This is a genomic window from Streptomyces sp. NRRL S-495 (assembly GCF_000966955.1).
Taxonomy (GTDB): Bacteria; Actinomycetota; Actinomycetes; order Streptomycetales; family Streptomycetaceae; genus Kitasatospora; species Kitasatospora purpeofusca.
The window spans coordinates 1-17,169 of record NZ_JZWY01000007.1; the positions used below are offsets into that span (position 1 = coordinate 1).

Genomic DNA, 17,169 nt, shown 5'->3' on the forward strand with positions numbered 1-17,169 from the left:
CGGTGGTGGCGGGCGCGGGGGGTTCGGCCGCCGGGGGCGCGACCGGGGCGGACGGCGAGCCGCCGGCCTCGGCGGGCGGGGCGCTCGGCACGGCGGCCGGGGCGGACGGCGCGGGGGCGGCCACGGTGATGTCGACCGCCGAACCGGCGGCGGGCACCCCGGCGCCGGTCCCGACCGCCGGGAGGCTGTTCCCGGTCGGCAGCACCGACAGCACCCCCGCCGGGGCGTCCTGGGCGAACGCGAGCCGCACGTTCAGCGTCCGGGACTCGCCGTCGCGCAGCCGCACCAGCGAGGCTTCCCGGTCGCCCGTGCGCAGCGTCAGCGTCAGCCGCCCGGACCCGCCCTGGCCGCTGTCCACGGCCGGCAGCCACTCGCCGTCGGGCGCCCGGAACTCCAGCCTGACCGCCTCGGCGGCGGGCAGGGCCTTGCCCCGGAAGGTCAGTTCGGGCAGGAAGGCGACGTCCTTGCCGCTGCGGTTGGTGAGCGTCAGCCGGAACGGCTTCGACTCGCCGCCCGCGGTGAAGGAGCCGGGCACCGCGTCCAGGCCGAGGTAGGGCACGCCGGGCGCGGGGGCGGTCGTCGGCGTCCCGGTGGGGCCGGCCGCGGCGACCGTGAACTCCCGCTGCGGGCTCGCCGCTTCGGTGATCCGGGTCTCCGGCGGCAGGGTCGGGTCGGCGACCACCGCCGTGAACCCGCCGGTGGCCCGGCCGGCGGGCGCGTCGGCGGTGGCGGCCAGCCGCAGCCGGTACGTCGCGGAGGCGCCGGCGGGCAGGCTCAGCCGGGTGGCGAAGGTGTCGAGGTTCCAGGTGGCGCCGGTGCCGGCGCCGGGGGCGTGGGCGGCTGGCTTCCACGAAGCCCCGCCGGGGGACTGGTAGTCGAGCGTGAGCTGGTTCTCGCGGATCCCGGCGTCGACGTTCGCGACGACGAAGCCGGTGGTGACGTCGACCGCGTGGTCGGCGGAGTTGCGCAGGGTGGCGGTGAACTCGGCGGCCGGAGCGCCGGCGGTCAGGGTGCCGGGGAGGCCCGCGACGGTGATCGTCACCGGGCTGCGCCGCTCCTGGGTCCCGACCGGCCCCGGGGTGCCCGACCCGGGGGCGCCGAGGACCGCACCGCCGGTGCCGCCGGAGCGCGACAGCGCGGCCGCACCGGGGGCGGCGGTCAGGGCCGCGCCCGAGACCAGGGTGGCAGCGGCGGCGAGGGCCAGGGATCTGCGGTGCTGAATACGCACGGGGGGACCTCACGGAAAGAAGGCGGGCGAACCCGACGAACCCGGCAGCAGGGCGGTTTCGCCGAGGTGGGAGGCCGCTCCGGGACTCTCACCCGGGTCGCTGCTTCGCCCCCCAACCACCAGCGACGGGCGCATCATATCCGAACGCACGGACGCTTCCTGAGCGGTTTTCAAGGGGTGGAAGGGAGGTTCGCCGGGCGGATTCGGCGATGACACCGTGATGAAATCGTGAGGACGGATGTCGTCCCACTCCAGTACTGTCCCCACTCGTCCCCCGGCGGCCGCCCGTTCGCGTCCGCCCGATCCCGGCAACAACAGGAACCACTCGTGAACCTCGACTTCGACGTCGACCCGCTCTTCTCCTGGTACGTCGTCCTGCTGGCCGTCAGCGGCATCGCCCTGCTGGTCATCGGCGCCGTCAACCTCGGCGGACTGAAGGCCGGCTGGCGCTTCCTCAACGTGCTCGTCGGCATCGGCTTCGCCGGCTACGCGTACTACCTGGCGTTCGTCTTCGAGGGCGCCAGCTACGTGATCTTCTTCAAGGCGTTCATCCTGCCGGTGCTGCTGATAATCAACGCGGTGAAGGCGATGGTCACGCGCTCCCAGACCCCGGCCGCGCCCGCCGCCCCGCCGTACCAGCCGAACGCGCAGTACCCGCAGGGTGGGCAGTACCCGCAGCAGGGTGCGCAGTACCCGCAGGGTGGCCAGTACCCCCAGCCCTCGCCGTACCAGGCCGCCGCTCCGGCCGCCCCGTACCAGGCCACCCCGGCTGCCCCGTACCAGCCGCCGGCCCCGCCGCAGAGCTGATCCCCCACCGGCCGGCACCCCTCACCAGGGCGTCGGCCGGTCCCCCTCCCTCTCCTCCCGGTCCGCACTACGCTGCGCGATGCGGGCGGGATCGGGCGACCGGGTGTCGGTCGCCGACGACTGAGGGGTGTGCGGCGTGGTGACGTACGACCTGGTGATCGTGGGCGGCGGGCCCGCGGGCTGTGCGGCGGCGGTGATGGCGGCGAGCGTCGGGCTACGGTCGGCCCTGGTCGAACGGCGCGAACTCGGCGCCACCCTGCGGCGCGTCCCGGCGGTGAGCAATGTGCTCGGCTTCGCGACCGGCACCACCTTCGCGGACGCCGTCGCGGCGGACGTCCGGCGGGTCGCCGACTCCTGCGACCTCCTGCTCGGCACCCCGGCGACCGAACTGCACGCCGACGACGAAGGCGTGACCGTCCACCTCGCCGCCCCGGGAGCCGCCGTGCGCGGCCGGTACGCGATCGTCGCCACCGGCGTCCGCGCGGCCCGGCCGGAGGAGGCCGCCTGGCTCACCTCTGCCGTGGACGACCCGCCGCCGCTCTGGGAGGCGGACGCCACAGTGCTTGGCGGCCGCCGCACCCTTGTCCTCGGCGCCGACCGGCCTCTCGGCACACTGCTGCGCGCCCACCCCGATGTCCCGCTCGACCTGCTCGTCCCGCACCCGCCCGGCGACGCCTACAAGGCCGAGGAGGTCCGCGACGATCCGCGGGTCACCCTGCTGGAGACCGACGCCCTGGATCTCCGCCACTCCCCCGAGGGCCACGTCATGGCGAGCGGGTTGGGCACCTTCGCGCCCGGCATGGTCTTCGTGAACCTGGGTGTCCGCCCCGCTGCTCTGCCCGGCACCCTGGTCCGGGGCGAGGACGGCTACTGCCCACCCGACCGCCAGCACCCCAGGATTCTCACGGCCGGCGATGTGCGATCGGCCCGCGGCCAACGCATCATGACCGCCACCGGCTCCGGCGCCGACGCTGCCCTGCACGCCTACTACGCCCTGCGCTTGAAGGGTTGACCGTGCACCCGTTGCGGAGCAGGAAGTCGACGGGGCCGACTTACTGCTCCACGCAAGATCTTTAGGCGAGAACGGGAATAGCCGCCTCATCGGATGGTCACCGCCCGGCCACGGCGCGTAACGTCACTCTCGATGTTCAACCAGGCACACCTACAAGGGGGTTCACCATGACCGCCAAGCAGGGGTTGATCCGCCTCACACGCGGCGACAGCGGCGAGGGATCGGGAGAGTGCGGATCGGACGACTGCCCCAACGTCTACGCGACCGGCCACGGCTCGTTCGTGGTCCAGGGCAGCACGTTCACGGGTTTCCGCGCACCCGACGGGGAGTCACTCGTCGAAATCCCCGAGGAGATCCTGCGGGAGGCGTTCCGTGTTCTTGGATGGTGACGCCTGGCGGGCGTACTTCGACGCCATGGAGTACGACGCCTGGCGCCTGGAGACCCTCGCCGTCTACACGATGCCGCAGGAGGAGGAAGGGATCCGTCGCTTCCTGGCCGGCGAGCCCCTGACGGCCGAGGCAACCGCAGCCTGGACGGCACGTGTCCGGGGATACCGGGACACGGGTCGGCGCATCGGCCGGGTCCATATGCTGACGCGCCCCCTGACGGACTACCTGCGCTACGAGTTCGCGCACTACCGCCACAACGTCGAGGCCGGGGAGGACGTCCGGATCCTCGACCTCACCGACCGCCCGAACCCCGGCCTGCCCAACCAGGACTTCTGGCTCTTCGACGACCGCCGTACGGTGCTGATGGACTACCGCCCGGACGGCACCCAGATCGGCCGCCGGATCCACGACGGCGACGCCGCCCCCTACTCCGCCTGGAAACGGCTGGCGATCGCCGAGTCCGTTCCTTTCCTGGAGTACGTGAAGGATCATGGGTGAGTGACCTTCGCCCCTGAGCAACTGGACCGGTCGAAGGCCGATCTGGCCCGGTTGCTCCGCGATCTCCGTAAGCGAGCCGGTCTCAGCGGAGACCGGCTCGCTCGGCGTTGCGGTCTGTCCCAGAGCACGATCAGCAAGATCGAAACCGGGCGGAAAATCCCACGCCCCACCGAGGTGGAATCCATTCTTCGCGCACTCGGAGTAGCACCGGGAGCGGCCGAGGAAATCATGTCCCTGGCCAGGGTCGCGAACACCGAATGGCAGGGCGTCCGCGCGTCCTTGCGTCGCGGACTGGAGAAGCGGCAGACCGAACTGTCCGCACTGGAGGCATCGGCGACAGTTTTCCGCTACTTCCTGCCCGCGATGGTCACGGGCCTGCTGGCGACACCCGAGTACGTGCGGGCCGGACTTGCCCATTCCCCCGGAGACACCGCGTCGGTTGTCGCGCGGAAGCTGGAACGACAGGCGGTGCTGTACGACACCGCCAAGTCGTTCACCTTCCTGCTCACAGAGCAGGCCGTGCGGTGGGCAGTGGTGCCGCCCATGGCAATGTCGGTGCAGGTCGAGCGTCTGGTCGCGCTCTCCCGGCTGCCGAACGTGCGGATCGGAATCGTCCCGAACGGCGTGGTGGCAGGTCGGGGACCGATGAACACCTTCACCGTCTACGGTGAGCACCTGGCAACCGTGGAGACGTTCACCGGAAGAATAGTCTTCCGCGACTCCCGGGATATCTCCGAGCATCTCGCCATCTTCGCCCTCTACGAAGGAATGGCGATGTTCGACACTTCCTCCGAAACTTTCCTGTCTGCTGTCGCCGCCGACTTCAGGAGCAAGGTTTAGTCGACGACGGGAATTCTCTTGAAATCTCCGAGGAGGCGCTCCTAACGTGATCCGAAGGAATTTCCGACGAGAGGATCCCGGCATGAGCACCCCATTCCCCGGCCCCGGCCCGACGCCGCCCGATCCCGGCGCCAACCCCGCACCCAAGCCCGGCAAAGCCTGACCCGATCGGACGGAGGACAACAACATGGGCGAGCACGGCGACGGCCAGGACGGGAAGACCGGAGATCAGCAGCAGTCCCCGAAGGAATCGGACGGCAGGTGGACTCGTCCGGTCCCTCCCCCGGGACCGGACGAGAAGAAGTAGGCACCCGTGCACAGGTACACGGAAGTGATCGCCGGACTGACGATGTCCGGCAGATTGGAGGCAGCGTGGCGGGGCGCGTTCGAACGCGCCCCGCGCCACGCCTTCGTCCCGGACACCGTCTGGCTTCCCGACGAGTACAGCCTGTCCGGCTACCGGCAGGTCGAGCGGAGCCGGGAGCCGGATGCCTGGTGGGACGCGGTGAGCGCCGACGAAGCAGTGGTCACACAACTCGACGACGGCATGAGCGGCGGGCCGGGCACATCGACCTCATCGGGCTCCATGCCGTCCCTGGTGGCGACCATGCTGCGGGAGTTGGCCGTCCAGGACGGACACAGAGTGCTCGACGTGGGCACCGGGACCGGGTGGACGAGCGCCCTGCTCGCCGCCCGTCTCGGCGGCGAGCAGGTCACCACGATCGAGATCGATCCGGCGCTGGCGGCCGAGGCCGGACGGAAGCTCGATGCCGCACACCTCGCTCCCTGTCGGGTGGTCGGGGACGGGCTCGGCGGCTGGAGCCCGGGATCGCCCTACGACCGCATCCACTCGACGGCGGCCGTCCGGACGATCCCCCAGGCGTGGATCGAACAGACAGTGCCCGGTGGGATCGTCGTGACGCCCTGGGGGACGCCGTACGCCAATGCGGGATTGCTGCGCCTCGTTGTCGAAGGACCGGGGCAGGAGGCGCATGGGCGGTTCGTCGAGAACGCCTCCTTCATGTGGATGCGTGCACAGCGACCGCACATGGTGGCGGCGCCGGCCTCGGGTACGACAAGGACCGGAGCCTCGCCGATGGACCCGGAACTGGCAGAGGAGGATGTCCACTCCGCCTTCGCCATCGGCCTCCGCGTGCCGGGTGTGCGATCCATCCACTGCTGGGATCGCACCGACCCGACCGCCACCTACCGGATTGAACTCTCCGACGGCCACGGCTCGTGGGCATCCGTCCGCTACCGGAACTGGGAAGACGGAGGAGCGGTGAAGCAGACGGGGCCCAGGCAACTCTGGGACGAGGTCTGCGAAGCCCGCACATGGTGGGTGGAGCGGGGGCGGCCCGAGCTGACGAGGTTCGGGCTCACCGTACGACCGGACGGCCGACAGCACACGTGGCTGGACAGCCCCGCACATCCGGTCGGCGACATCGCGCACTGACATGAGAGACGGGCGGCCGCGGACAGTTGTCCGCGACCGCCCGCTGCGTCGTACGGCCGGGAGAACAGCCCCGACCACTGACCCTCCTCACTCATTGCATCCTTGCTACTGCTCCGCCGCCCCCGCTCGGGGTACCGCCGGGCCGCGGAAGGCCAGGGGGCGGCTCAGGACCAGGTTCGTCGTCGTACTCCCGAACTGCGCCAGCTCGTCGACGATCTCCTCGAGATGCCCCATCGAGGTGGTCGCGATCTTCAGCGAGTAGCAGTCGTCCCCGGTCGTGCGCAGGCACTCCAGGATCTCCGAGCGCTCCTCCAGCAGCCGCCGCAGCGGCTCGTGCCGTGCCGCCGGCCCGGGGTACTTCAGCCGGACGACCGCCAGTACCGGGTACCCGGTCCGGTCCAGGTCCACCTCCGCCCGGTACCCCGTGATCACCCCCGCCGTCTCCAGTCGCCGCACCCGCTCCGTCGTGGCCGACGCGCTCAGGTTCACCCTCCGCGCCAGCTCGGCGAACGCGATCCGCCCGTCCTCCTGGAGCTCGGCCAGGATCGCCCAGTCCGTCGCGTCAAGAATCTCGGTCATGAGCCCAGATTGCCGGTGATTCCACGGCGGAACAACCCCTGAACCGGTGGATGCCCCTTCAGTCAATCCACCCTCCCTCCCTAGGCTTTCGGGTGTGAAGATCGGAGTGAACGTCCCCAACTTCGGCCCCGGCACCGATCCGGCGGCCCTGCTCACCTGGGCCAGGACCGTCGAGGGCCTGGGCTTCGACCTGCTGATGGTCTCGGACCACGTCGCCATCACCCCCGACGTCGCCGTGCGCTACCCCGCCCCGTTCTACGAACCGTTCACCACCCTCGCCTGGCTCGCCGCCCACACCGAGCGGGTCCGGCTCGGCACCACCGTCCTCATCGCCCCCTACCGGCACCCGCTCCTCACCGCCCGGATGGCCGCCAATCTCGACGCGCTGAGCGGTCACCGCCTCGTCCTCGGGGTCGGAATCGGCTGGGCGCAGCAGGAGTTCGCCGCCCTCGACGTCCCGTTCGAACAACGCGGCCGCCTCACCGACGACCACCTTCGCCGCCTGCGCACAGCCTGGGCGGACACCACCGACTACGGCACCCGCCGCATCCCGCTCTGGGTCGGCGGCAACAGCGACGCGGGCCTGCGCCGCGCCGTCCGCCTCGGTGACGCCTGGCACCCGCTGCGCCCGACCACGCCGTGGCTGTGCGAGGCCGCACCCCGACTACGGGCGTACGCGGACGAACACGCGCTCCCCGCAGCGGCGTTCGCGCCCCGGATCGCCCTCAGGCTCACGACCGTGCCGGTCGCCGGACCGCAGCGCCTCGCGGGCGAGGGCAGCATCGAGCAGGTCGCCGCCGACCTCGCCCGGCTCCGGCTGCTGGGCGCCGACACCGTCGTTCTCGACCCCTACCACGGCGACCCGGAGCAGACCCGCGACCCGGGACCGGCCCGGGAGGCCCTCACCGCCGTGGCCGACCTGCTGCACCTCGCGCCGACCCGAACGGAACAGCCCTCATGACGCTCACCCCCGCCGACCACGCCCTGCTCCGCCGCGCCATCGCCCTCGCCGCCGAGGCCCGCACCCTCGGCAACCCGCCGTTCGGCTCGCTGCTGGCCGCCCAGGACGGCACCGTGCTTGCCGAGGAGCGCAACACCACGCGCACCGACCGGGACCTCACCGCACACCCCGAACTGAAGCTCGCCCGGTGGGCCGGACGGGAGTTGGACCTCGAAGCCGCCTCGCGGACGACCCTCTACACCAGTTGCGAGCCCTGTCCGATGTGCGCGGCCGCGCTCCGGCAGGCCGGCCTCGGCCGGGTCGTCTTCGCCCTCTCCGGCGAGCAGTTGCTGGGGATCCGGCCGGCCAGCGGCCTCCCGCCCGTGCCGCAGGAAGGGCCGGCACTGTTCGACGAGGTCCGGGCCGCCGTCGAGCCGTACTACCGCTGAACCGGCGGGTCGCAGAGGCTCCGACCGCTGCCCGGCCGGTGCCCCGGCGACCCGCCTCCTCCCCCTCCCCCGCCGCTTGCCCCTGCCCCAGGGGCAGGCCCCAGAGTGGAGCCGTGCACGAGGACTTGATCACCATCGGGGAGCTGTCGGCCCGGACCAGGCTCAGCCCCAAGGCGCTGCGCCTCTACGGGGACCGGGGGCTGCTGGCGCCCTCCCGGGTCGACCCGGACACCGGGGTCCGCCGCTACGGCCTCACCCAGGTCGAACGGGCGCCCTCACCCAGGTCGAACGGGCGCGCCGGATCGCGCTGCTGCGCGCCGTCGGCATGCCGCTGGCGCGGATCGCGGCGGTACTCGACGCGGACGGCGGGGCGTCGCCCGGGCTGCTGGACGCCTACTGGCGCGAGCAGGAGTCCTCGCACCGGGCCCGCCGACAGGCAGTGGGCCACGCCCGGGCCGTACTCGCAGGGAGGACCTCGACCATGTACCGGATCGCGGAACGCGACGTGCCCGAGCAGAAGGTGCTCTGCGTGCGGCGGCAGGTGACGGCCGCCGAGCTCGCCGGCTTCCTCGCCGAGGCCGGCGAACTGCTGCTCGCCCATCTGGGCTCGACCGGCGCGCGTCTGTCCGGCCCGCTGTTCAGCGTCTTCCACGGCCATGTGAGCGAGGAGTCGGACGGCCCGGTCGAGGTGTGCGCGCCGACGCCGGACGCCGTGGAGCCGACCGCCCTGATCTCGGTGCGGATCCATCCCGCCCACCGCGAGGCGTACGCCGAACTGACCGGGGAGCAGCGGGACTTCGCGGCAGTGGCGGCCGTCCACGACGCCGTCGGCGGCTGGGTCGCGGAGCGGGGGTACGAGCGCTGCGGCGGCAACCGGGAGGTGTACTACCCGAACTTCGGGACCGCCGGGCCGCGCGAGCACAGCTCGGACGTCACCGTCCCGTTCCGTCCCCGCGGGTAGCGGCCACCCCACGCGGCGGTTCCCCTTCCTCTCCCCCGTCAATCTCCGGGGCGACCCTGAGCGGAACCCCGAGAGCGACTACGGCCCACCGATGACGCAGGTCAGGGACAGGATCGGCTTGCGGGCGGAGGACTCGGGCGGCCCGAGGACGGAGCATGGAGGTACGCCAGCCGGAGGGACCGGTCACCGGCGCCACCAGAGCAACGGAGTTCACCATGAGCCGCCTCGCCCGCCCCCGCCACAACCGCGTCATCGCCGGCGTCTGCGCCGGGATCGCGGAGCGCTTCGGACTCACCCCGTGGACCGTCCGCACCATCTTCCTGGTCTCCTGCCTGCTGCCCGGCCCGCAGTTCCTGATCTACCTCGCGCTGTGGCTGCTGCTCCCCCAGGAGGCGTGACGCCGGAGCCCGGAAGCACCGGGACAGCCCGCCGGACACACCAGGCGCGCCGGACACGCCGGGCACCGCACCGGACCAGATGCGGAACGGCCGGAAGGGGCCGCCCACTCCCGTCGAGGAGTGGGCGGCCCCTTCCGGCCGTGCGGAGCCGGGGCGGGATCAGCCGCCGAGGCCCGGGAGCGGGAGGGTCTGGGTGAGCCCTCCCAGCGGGGTCTTGTCGAGGCCCGGAACGCTGGGCACACCGGCCCGGTTGCCCGCGGCCGGGGCGGCGGCCTGGCCCGCGCTGGGGGCGAGGGTGCCGAGCGTGCCGCTGACCTTGTCGGCGACCGGCAGCTTGCCCGCGGCCTCGGTGACGGCGCTGGTGGCCGCCGGGTTGGTCAGCAGGGAGGTCGGGAGCCCGAGGCCACCGGTGGCGGCCGCGGGGGCGGCGGACGCGCCACCGGCGCCGACCGCGGCGATGGCGATGCCGAGCGCGGCGGTGCCGGCGGCCTTGAGAGTGGCCTGCTTCATCTGGTTAGTCCCCTTGGGTCCTCGTCGGTGGCCGACCCGCGCGACTGGCGCAACGGGGGCCCGTCCACCACAGCCGGTCAGCAATGACTGGCACACCGTAGTGATTGGATCGCACGAGGATCAACGGCGGTTCACCCACTAGAGGGAGTAGTCGGATGAACGCCGATTTCCTTGGCGGAAAAGGGCGTTCATCCGACCACCGAGAAGCGGTTCAGACGCCGTTGCTGAACAGCCACTCCGCCTTGAGCTCGGCGTAGCCCGGCTTGATCACGTCGTTGATCATCGCGAGCCGCTCGTCGAACGGCAGGAACGCCGACTTCATCGCGTTCACGGTGAACCACTCCATGTCGCCCAGCGTGTAGCCGAAGGCCTCCACCAGGTGCTCGAACTCGCGGCTCATGCTGGTGCCGCTCATCAGCCGGTTGTCGGTGTTCACGGTGACCCGGAACTTCAGCCGGCTGAGCAGCCCGATCGGGTGCTCGGCGTACGAGGCGGCGGCGGCCGTCTGGAGGTTGGAGGTGGGGCACATCTCCAGCGGGACGCGCTTGTCGCGCACGTACGCGGCGAGGCGGCCCAGCTTGACGGTGCCGTCCTCCTCGACGGTGATGTCGTCGACGATCCGCACGCCGTGGCCGAGGCGGTCGGCGCCGCAGCACTGCAGGGCCTCCCAGATCGACGGCAGGCCGAAGGCCTCGCCCGCGTGGATGGTGAAGTGGTTGTTCTCGCCCTTGAGGTAGTCGAAGGCGGCCTGGTGGCGGGTGGGGGGGTAGCCCGCCTCGGCACCGGCGATGTCGAAGCCGACGACGCCGCCCTCGCGGTGGCGGTTGGCCAGCTCGGCGATCTCCTGCGAGCGGGCGGCGTGCCGCATCGCGGTGATCAGGGTGCCGATCCGGATCCGGTGGCCGGCCGCGCGGGCGTTGGCCTCGCCGAGGCGGAAGCCCTCCTGGACGGCCTCGACGACCTCGTCGAGGGTCAGGCCGCGCTCCAGGTGCTGCTCCGGGGCGTAGCGCACCTCGGCGTAGACGACGCCGTCGGCGGCGAGGTCCTCGGCGCAGTCGGCGGCGACCTTGATCAGCGCCTCACGGGTCTGCATCACGGCGCAGGTGTGGGCGAAGGTCTCCAGGTAGCGGACCAGCGAGCCGGAGTCCGCGGCCTCGCGGAACCACTCGCCGAGCTCCTTGGCGTCGGTGGTGGGGAGGCCCTCGTAGCCGACGGCGGCGGCCAGCTCGACCACGGTCTCGGGGCGCAGGCCGCCGTCGAGGTGGTCGTGCAGGAGCACCTTCGGGGCGCGGGCGATCTGGTCGGGGGTGGGAATCCGGGGGCCGGTGCCCGCGGTGGTGACGGGGATCTGCTTCTCCATTGCGGGAGTGTAGCTCCTACGCGCGTAGACAGGCCACCGTTCACAGGGCCGAATCGTCCAATGTCCACCGGGAATTCCACCGAACGGACTATTCGGGCCATCTGCCCGCAGGACGCCCGCCCCGACCGCCCGACCGCGCCCCGGCGCCGCCACCCCGACCGCCCAGCCGCACCCCCGCGCCGCCGCTCCGCCGCTCCGCCGACCTCAGTCGTGCGCCAGCAGCCGCCCGCGCCGCGACAGCACGAAGTCCCGGAACGCCGCCACCGGCGGGGTCACCGGCCGACCCGCCGCCCAGGCCAGCCCGATCGCCCGCCGGGTGCGCGGCGCCGTCACCTCCAGCTCCACCACCCCCGGCCTCGGCACCAGCGCCGGCGGCAGCAGCGCCACGCCCAGCCCGGCCGCGACCAGCCCGCGCAGGGTCTCCGTCTCCTCCCCCTCGAAGGCGAGCCTCGGCACGAACCCGGCCTCCGCGCAGAACCCGTCGGTGATCGCCCGCATCCCGTACCCGCGCTCCAGCCCGACGAACGGCTCCTCCGCCACCTCCGCCAGCCGGATCCGGCGCCGCCCGGCCAGCCGGTGGTCCGCCGGGACGGCCAGGTACAGCCGCTGCTCGTCCAGCCGGCGGGCCACCAGCGCCGGGTCGCCGTCCGGCAGCGGCGAGACCAGGCAGAGGTCCAGCTCGCCCGCGCGCAGCCGGTCCAGCATCGCGCCCACGTAGTCCTGCACCAGCTGGAACCTGACCTGCGGGTACGCCCGCCGGAAGTCCCGCAGCAGGGCCGGCACCGTGTCCGTCCCCATGGTGTGCAGGAAGCCGAACGCCACCCGGCCGGTCTGCGGGTCGGCCTCCGCCCGCGCCGCCTCGGCGCCGCGCTCGACCTCGGCCAGCGCCCGCTCCACCGAGGCCAGCAGCAGCCGGCCCGCCCTGGTCAGCCGGACCGTCCGGCCCTGACGGGCCAGCAGGTCGACGCCCAGCTCGGCCTCCAGCCGGGCCACCGCCCGGGACAGCGTGGGCTGCGGCATGCCCAGCAGCTCCGCCGCCTGCGTCACATGCTCCAGCCGTGCGACGGCCGCGAACTGGGCCAGCCTCGGGGCCAGTTGAACGGCCGGGAGCTCGGGCCCCAGCTCCGCCGGCAGGGTCGGCTCGGTACCACCGGTCGTCACAGCACCCCGTCCCTCGTCCGTACGCTCCGCTCATGCGTCCAGGTATGGATTATTGCCCGCTCATGCATTGGACGCATCAGTACGACAGTTCTACCTTCGACGTCATGCAGCCCTCCAGTACCGGGGCGTCCGTGGCCACCTCGGACGCCCTCGCCCAGCCGACCCTCCGTCCGGACGACCGCCACCGCCCCGGGCAGCGCTCCTTCCGCCGCGCCAACCTCGCCCTGTTCGCGGCCGGCGTCGCGACCTTCGTCCTCCTCTACTCCACCCAGGGCCTGCTGCCGGTCCTCTCCGACGACCTCGGCCTCACCCCCGGCCGGGCCAGCTGGACGGCCTCCGCCGCCACCCTCGGCCTCGCCCTCGGCCTGCTCCCCGCGAGCGCGCTCTCCGACCGCTACGGCCGCACCGCCGTGATGACGGCCTCCACCCTGACCGCCGCCGCCCTCGCCCTCGCCCTGCCGTTCGCGCCGGACCTCACCACCCTGGTCGTGCTGCGCGCCCTCCAGGGCGTCGCGCTCGCCGGACTGCCGGCCACCGCGATGGCCTACCTCGCCGAGGAGGTCCACCCCTCCGCGCTGGCCTCGGCGATGGGGCTGTACGTGGCGGGCAACAGCATCGGCGGCATGGGCGGCCGGCTGCTCTCCGGCTGGGTCGCGGCCGGCCTCGGCTGGCGCTGGGGGCTCGCCGCCTCCGCCGCCCTCGCCCTGCTGGCCGTGCTGGCGTTCCGGCTGCTGATCCCCGCCGCCCGGCACTTCACCCCGGCCCCGGTGGACGCCCGCGCCCTCGCCCGCACCGTCGGCCGCCACCTGCGCAACCCGCTGCTGCTGCGGCTGTACACGCTGGGGCTGCTGTTCATGGCCGTCTTCGGCGCCGTCTACAACACCATCGGCTACCGGCTGATCGCCGCACCCTTCCACCTGCCGGAGTCCGTCGCCGCCTCGATCTTCGTGGTCTACCTGGTCGGCACCGCCACCTCGGCCGCGGCGGGACGCCTGGCCGGCCGGCTCGGCCGCCGCGGCGCGCTCTACGTCGCGATCGGCACCACCACCCTCGGGCTGCTGCTCTCCCTCGCCGACTCGCTGACCTTCGCGCTGCTCGGCCTGGTCCTGATCACCGCCGGCTTCTTCGCCGGCCACGCCACCGCGTCCTCGGCGGTCGGCCGCACCGCGACCGAGGGGCGCGCGCAGGCCTCCGCGCTCTACCTGATCGCCTACTACCTGGGCAACAGCCTCGGCGGCACGATCGGCGCCGACGCCTACCACGCCACCGGCTGGCCCGGCGCCGCCACCATCGGCCTGACCGCCATGGCCCTGGCCGCGGGCGTCACCCTCTACGCCACCCACCGGGCCCACGCCGCCGCGCGCACAGGAGGTCCGCGAGGCAGACTTTCTGCCCAGTAGATTTTCCGCATGGCAGATCCGAAGCGCCGCCGTCGCCCCCACCTGGTGTCCACGCCCGTGCGGAAGAAGGCCGTGATCACCATCCCCCAGGAGACAAGAGAGCAGCTGGACCTCCAGGAGGGTGACCAGCTGGTGGTCGCGGCGGAGGATGACCGCATCACTCCGACCCCGGCCTCCGTCGTCCCGGACGACCAGGCCTGGTTCTGGACTCCGGCCTGGCAGGCAAAGGAGAACGAGGTCGACGAGGCCCTCGCGGAGGGCGAACAGGGCGAGGTGTTCCACGACAGTGAGGCGTTTCTGCAGTCCCTTGCCGACGAAGCGGGACTGGACTTGAGGGAGATCAAGCGCCGTGCCGACGCATGAGTCCCCCACGACATCTTCGGCCGTCCGTGACATTCCCGGTCTTTGTCGCCGCGCGGCCCGCTGAACTGTCTCCGGCGGATACCTGACACTCGCTGTCAGGTATCCGCCGTAGCGTTCCTCGCGTCCCACCGGAACGACCAGAGGAACGCGCGATGGCCACCTTCGTTCTCATCCCCGGCATGCTGCACGGCGGCTGGTGGTACCAGCCGCTCACCGACGGGCTGCGCGCCGCCGGGCACGAGGTGCACCCGCTGACGCTGACCGGGGTGGCCGAGCGCGGCCACCTGAACGACGGCACGGTCAACCTGGACACCCACATCCAGGACGTGGTGTCCGTCCTGGAGGCCGAGCGCCTCACGGACGTCGTGCTGGTCGCGCACAGCTACGGCGGGATGGTCGCCTCCGGCGTGGCCGACCGGGTGCCGGAGCGGATCGGGAAGCTGCTGTACGCGGACTCGTTCGTCCCGCGCGACGGCGAGTCGGCGTACGGGATCGTCACCGACGTGTGGAAGCAGCGCTACCTGGCCGGTGCGGCCGCCGACGGCTTCACCACGGTCGGCCGCAACCCCGCGCTCGACCCGCGCGCCACCGTCCACCCGCTGGCCACGCTGCTCCAGTCGGTCACCCTCACCGGCGCCCTCGACGCCGTCGCCGACCGCAGCTACATCCACGCCACGGGCTTCGAGGAGAGCCCGTTCCTCGACACCGTCGCCCGGCTGCGCGAGGACCCGTCGTGGACGGTGCTCGAACTCCCGGTCGGCCACGACCTCGTCCGCGAGGCCCCCGAGGAGTTCCTCAAGATCGCCCTCACCGCCGCCGGCTGAGCGGCTCGCCAGTCCGCCCCCGTCGATACACTCCGGAACATGAGCATCGATCCTGCTGTGTACGCCCGGTTGCGCGAGATCGCCGATCAGCTTCCGCAGGTGCCAGGGATAGGAAAGATCGAGATCGCCGACGGCGAGATCGTCATGATGATGTCCCCGGTAAAGCGCCACGAGCTTGCCGTCATCCGTATCGCCCAGCAGCTGAACGCCCAGCTTCCGCAAACGCATCCCGGCTACATCGCCCACGGAGGCGCGGATCTGGAGGACGCAGGTATGGGCAAACTGCGGAATCCGGACCTGATGGTGTTCCCTCTCGTGACTCTCGACGATGAGCTGCCCGCGCTCCTGCCCCACGAGGTCCTGCTCGTCGTGGAGGTCGTCTCCAAGTCCAATCCGGAGAACGACTACCACAACAAGGTCCGCGACTACGCGGCCATGGGCATCCCGCTCTACCTGCTGGTCGATCCCCGCAAGGGCACCGGCATCGTCCACGACGAGCCCGGCTACACCTCGCGCAAGGAGTTCGCCTTCGGGGACACGATCACCGTGGGCCCGTGGACGCTCGACACCGGCGTCCTGCGCACGTACGCCTGAGCGGCGTACGTGCGCGGGAGCGGTCGTCAGGCGATGCGGTCCAGCACGATCGGGTTCGGGGTGAACGCGGTGCCGGCCGGGGAGACCTCGATGCCGCCGGTCAGGGCCTCGATCGCGTACTCGAAGCGCTCCGGGGTGTCGGTGTGCAGGGTCAGCAGCGGCTGGCCGGCCACCACGGTGTCGCCCGGCTTGGCGTGCATCTCGACGCCGGCGCCGGCCTGCACCGGGTCCTCCTTGCGGGCGCGGCCGGCGCCGAGGCGCCAGGCGCTGACGCCCACGGCGTAGGCGTCCAGGGTGGTGAGCACGCCGGAGGCCGGGGCCGGGATGACGTGCTGCTCGCGGGCGACCGGCAGCGGGGCGTCCACGTCGCCGCCCTGGGCGGCGATCATGCGGCGCCAGTGGTCCATCGCGGAGCCGTCCCGCAGCGCGTCGGCCGGGTCCTTGCCGTGCACGCCCGCGGCGGCGAGCATCTCGCGGGCCAGCGCCAGGGTCAGCTCGACGACGTCGGCGGGGCCGCCGCCGGCCAGCACCTCGACCGACTCGCGGACCTCCAGCGCGTTGCCCGCGGTGAGGCCGAGCGGGGTGGACATGTCGGTGAGCAGCGCCACCGTGTTGACGCCGGCGGTGGTGCCGAGGCCGACCATGGTGCGGGCCAGCTCGCGGGCGTCGTCGAGGTTCTTCATGAACGCGCCGGAGCCGACCTTGACGTCCAGGACGAGCGCGCCGGTGCCCTCGGCGATCTTCTTGGACATGATCGAGGAGGCGATCAGCGGGATCGCCTCGACGGTGCCGGTGACGTCGCGCAGGGCGTACAGCTTCTTGTCCGCCGGGGCGAGGCCGTCGCCGGCCGCGCAGATGACCGCGCCGGCGTCCCGCAGCACCTGGAGCATCTCCTCGTTGGAGAGCAGGGCGCGCCAGCCGGGGATGGACTCCAGCTTGTCGAGGGTGCCGCCGGTGTGGCCGAGGCCGCGGCCGGACAGCTGCGGGACCGCGGCGCCGCAGGCGGCGACCAGCGGGGCGAGCGGCAGGGTGATCTTGTCGCCGACGCCGCCGGTGGAGTGCTTGTCACTGGTGGGCTGCGCCAGCGAGGAGAAGTCCATCCGGACGCCGGAGCGGATCATCGCGTCCGTCCAGCGGCTGATCTCGCCCGGGTTCATGCCGTTCAGCAGGATGGCCATGGCCAGGGCGGACATCTGCTCGTCGGCGACCTCCCCGCGGGTGTAGGCGTCGATGACCCAGTCGATCTGAGCATCGCTCAGCTCTCCGCGGTCGCGCTTGGTCCTGATGACGGAGATGGCGTCCATGGATGCTCCATTGCTCCAAGAGAGGTTCAACATGCGAGGTGGAAAAGGCGAAGAGTGCCGCGAGTCGGCCCCGAAGGGCCCCACTCGCGACACTC

General features: G+C 72.3%; 19 protein-coding genes and 2 pseudogenes. 15 read left to right on the forward strand and 6 right to left on the reverse strand.

What is annotated here, in order from left to right; genetic code table 11:
- A pseudogene (locus tag VR45_RS00715) lies at positions 1-1,228 on the reverse strand (hypothetical protein); the annotation flags it as partial.
- Positions 1,229-1,555: 327 nt separating this feature from the next.
- On the opposite strand from VR45_RS00715, the gene VR45_RS41940 reads away from it, so the two are divergent.
- From VR45_RS41940 to VR45_RS00745, 6 genes are all read left to right on the forward strand, one after another.
- A complete protein-coding gene (locus VR45_RS41940) occupies positions 1,556-2,035 on the forward strand; it encodes a hypothetical protein (protein ID WP_052708727.1) in 480 nt (159 codons plus the stop codon).
- A gap of 136 nt (positions 2,036-2,171) precedes the next feature.
- Positions 2,172-3,047, forward strand: a complete 876-nt coding sequence (locus tag VR45_RS00725) for an FAD-dependent oxidoreductase (RefSeq protein WP_286163016.1) — start codon at positions 2,172-2,174, stop codon at positions 3,045-3,047.
- A gap of 167 nt (positions 3,048-3,214) precedes the next feature.
- Complete coding sequence (locus VR45_RS00730; RefSeq protein ID WP_045937711.1) at positions 3,215-3,436, forward strand: hypothetical protein; 222 nt, start codon at positions 3,215-3,217, stop codon at positions 3,434-3,436.
- On the forward strand, positions 3,420-3,935 hold the full coding sequence (locus tag VR45_RS00735) for a DUF6879 family protein (RefSeq protein WP_045937712.1): 516 nt from the start codon (positions 3,420-3,422) through the stop codon (positions 3,933-3,935). The genes VR45_RS00730 and VR45_RS00735 overlap by 17 nt, the downstream gene beginning before the upstream one ends.
- A complete protein-coding gene (locus VR45_RS00740) occupies positions 3,936-4,775 on the forward strand; it encodes a helix-turn-helix transcriptional regulator (RefSeq protein WP_045937713.1) in 840 nt (279 codons plus the stop codon).
- A 331-nt stretch (positions 4,776-5,106) separates the two neighbouring features.
- Entirely contained in the window at positions 5,107-6,231 is a 1,125-nt protein-coding gene (locus tag VR45_RS00745; RefSeq protein ID WP_199925879.1) for a methyltransferase domain-containing protein, read from the forward strand.
- A 105-nt stretch (positions 6,232-6,336) separates the two neighbouring features.
- Here VR45_RS00745 and VR45_RS00750 read toward each other — a convergent pair whose 3' ends face one another.
- A complete protein-coding gene (locus tag VR45_RS00750) occupies positions 6,337-6,810 on the reverse strand; it encodes an Lrp/AsnC family transcriptional regulator (RefSeq protein WP_045937714.1) in 474 nt (157 codons plus the stop codon).
- 94 nt (positions 6,811-6,904) lie between these two features.
- On the opposite strand from VR45_RS00750, the gene VR45_RS00755 reads away from it, so the two are divergent.
- The 5 genes and pseudogenes from VR45_RS00755 to VR45_RS00770 all read left to right on the forward strand — a co-directional run bounded on the left by VR45_RS00755 (position 6,905) and on the right by VR45_RS00770 (position 9,558).
- Positions 6,905-7,771, forward strand: coding sequence for an LLM class flavin-dependent oxidoreductase (locus tag VR45_RS00755; RefSeq protein ID WP_045937715.1), 867 nt, complete (start codon positions 6,905-6,907; stop codon positions 7,769-7,771).
- The gene (locus VR45_RS00760; protein ID WP_045937716.1) at positions 7,768-8,199 is read left to right on the forward strand and encodes a nucleoside deaminase; all 432 of its coding nucleotides are present in this window, start codon (positions 7,768-7,770) and stop codon (positions 8,197-8,199) included. The genes VR45_RS00755 and VR45_RS00760 overlap by 4 nt, the downstream gene beginning before the upstream one ends.
- Positions 8,200-8,312: 113 nt before the next feature.
- A pseudogene (locus tag VR45_RS48200) lies at positions 8,313-8,408 on the forward strand (MerR family DNA-binding transcriptional regulator); the annotation flags it as partial.
- A gap of 116 nt (positions 8,409-8,524) precedes the next feature.
- Positions 8,525-9,160 carry a GyrI-like domain-containing protein gene (locus VR45_RS00765; protein ID WP_052708729.1) on the forward strand — a complete coding sequence of 212 codons (636 nt, stop codon included), beginning with the start codon at positions 8,525-8,527 and terminating at the stop codon, positions 9,158-9,160.
- Between the two features lie 215 nt (positions 9,161-9,375).
- Positions 9,376-9,558, forward strand: coding sequence for a PspC domain-containing protein (locus VR45_RS00770; protein ID WP_045937737.1), 183 nt, complete (start codon positions 9,376-9,378; stop codon positions 9,556-9,558).
- 159 nt (positions 9,559-9,717) lie between these two features.
- Here VR45_RS00770 and VR45_RS00775 read toward each other — a convergent pair whose 3' ends face one another.
- The 3 genes from VR45_RS00775 to VR45_RS00785 all read right to left on the reverse strand — a co-directional run bounded on the left by VR45_RS00775 (position 9,718) and on the right by VR45_RS00785 (position 12,562).
- A complete protein-coding gene (locus tag VR45_RS00775; protein WP_045937717.1) occupies positions 9,718-10,068 on the reverse strand; it encodes a hypothetical protein in 351 nt (116 codons plus the stop codon).
- 211 nt (positions 10,069-10,279) lie between these two features.
- Positions 10,280-11,428 carry an adenosine deaminase gene (locus tag VR45_RS00780; RefSeq protein WP_045937718.1) on the reverse strand — a complete coding sequence of 383 codons (1,149 nt, stop codon included), beginning with the start codon at positions 11,426-11,428 and terminating at the stop codon, positions 10,280-10,282.
- Positions 11,429-11,632: 204 nt separating this feature from the next.
- Positions 11,633-12,562 (reverse strand): LysR family transcriptional regulator, encoded by a 930-nt coding sequence (locus tag VR45_RS00785; RefSeq protein WP_045937738.1) that lies wholly within the window; start codon positions 12,560-12,562, stop codon positions 11,633-11,635.
- 131 nt (positions 12,563-12,693) lie between these two features.
- On the opposite strand from VR45_RS00785, the gene VR45_RS00790 reads away from it, so the two are divergent.
- The 4 genes from VR45_RS00790 (at position 12,694) to VR45_RS00805 (ending at position 15,770) form a co-directional block, all read left to right on the forward strand.
- Entirely contained in the window at positions 12,694-13,989 is a 1,296-nt protein-coding gene (locus tag VR45_RS00790) for an MFS transporter (RefSeq protein WP_045937719.1), read from the forward strand.
- A 9-nt stretch (positions 13,990-13,998) separates the two neighbouring features.
- A complete protein-coding gene (locus tag VR45_RS41945; RefSeq protein WP_078896117.1) occupies positions 13,999-14,352 on the forward strand; it encodes an AbrB/MazE/SpoVT family DNA-binding domain-containing protein in 354 nt (117 codons plus the stop codon).
- Positions 14,353-14,504: 152 nt separating this feature from the next.
- Positions 14,505-15,176: an alpha/beta hydrolase gene (locus tag VR45_RS00800; RefSeq protein ID WP_045937720.1), complete on the forward strand. Its 672-nt coding sequence runs from the start codon at positions 14,505-14,507 to the stop codon at positions 15,174-15,176.
- 39 nt (positions 15,177-15,215) lie between these two features.
- Complete coding sequence (locus tag VR45_RS00805) at positions 15,216-15,770, forward strand: Uma2 family endonuclease (protein ID WP_045937721.1); 555 nt, start codon at positions 15,216-15,218, stop codon at positions 15,768-15,770.
- Between the two features lie 26 nt (positions 15,771-15,796).
- On the opposite strand, the gene VR45_RS00810 is transcribed toward VR45_RS00805, so the two are convergent.
- A complete protein-coding gene (locus tag VR45_RS00810; RefSeq protein WP_045937722.1) occupies positions 15,797-17,074 on the reverse strand; it encodes a thymidine phosphorylase in 1,278 nt (425 codons plus the stop codon).
- Positions 17,075-17,169: the final 95 nt, after the last annotated feature.

What these genes read in the sequence shown, in the direction of transcription:
- VR45_RS00730 (WP_045937711.1), top strand. Translation starts at nt 3,215, where the DNA reads ATGACCGCCAAGCAGGGGTTGATCCGCCTCACACGCGGCGACAGCGGC.
- VR45_RS00750 (WP_045937714.1), bottom strand. Translation starts at nt 6,810, where the DNA reads ATGACCGAGATTCTTGACGCGACGGACTGGGCGATCCTGGCCGAGCTC.
- VR45_RS00760 (WP_045937716.1), top strand. Translation starts at nt 7,768, where the DNA reads ATGACGCTCACCCCCGCCGACCACGCCCTGCTCCGCCGCGCCATCGCC.
- VR45_RS00765 (WP_052708729.1), top strand. Translation starts at nt 8,525, where the DNA reads ATGCCGCTGGCGCGGATCGCGGCGGTACTCGACGCGGACGGCGGGGCG.
- VR45_RS00770 (WP_045937737.1), top strand. Translation starts at nt 9,376, where the DNA reads ATGAGCCGCCTCGCCCGCCCCCGCCACAACCGCGTCATCGCCGGCGTC.
- VR45_RS00775 (WP_045937717.1), bottom strand. Translation starts at nt 10,068, where the DNA reads ATGAAGCAGGCCACTCTCAAGGCCGCCGGCACCGCCGCGCTCGGCATC.
- VR45_RS00780 (WP_045937718.1), bottom strand. Translation starts at nt 11,428, where the DNA reads ATGGAGAAGCAGATCCCCGTCACCACCGCGGGCACCGGCCCCCGGATT.
- VR45_RS00790 (WP_045937719.1), top strand. Translation starts at nt 12,694, where the DNA reads ATGCAGCCCTCCAGTACCGGGGCGTCCGTGGCCACCTCGGACGCCCTC.
- VR45_RS41945 (WP_078896117.1), top strand. Translation starts at nt 13,999, where the DNA reads ATGGCAGATCCGAAGCGCCGCCGTCGCCCCCACCTGGTGTCCACGCCC.
- VR45_RS00800 (WP_045937720.1), top strand. Translation starts at nt 14,505, where the DNA reads ATGGCCACCTTCGTTCTCATCCCCGGCATGCTGCACGGCGGCTGGTGG.
- VR45_RS00805 (WP_045937721.1), top strand. Translation starts at nt 15,216, where the DNA reads ATGAGCATCGATCCTGCTGTGTACGCCCGGTTGCGCGAGATCGCCGAT.
- VR45_RS00810 (WP_045937722.1), bottom strand. Translation starts at nt 17,074, where the DNA reads ATGGACGCCATCTCCGTCATCAGGACCAAGCGCGACCGCGGAGAGCTG.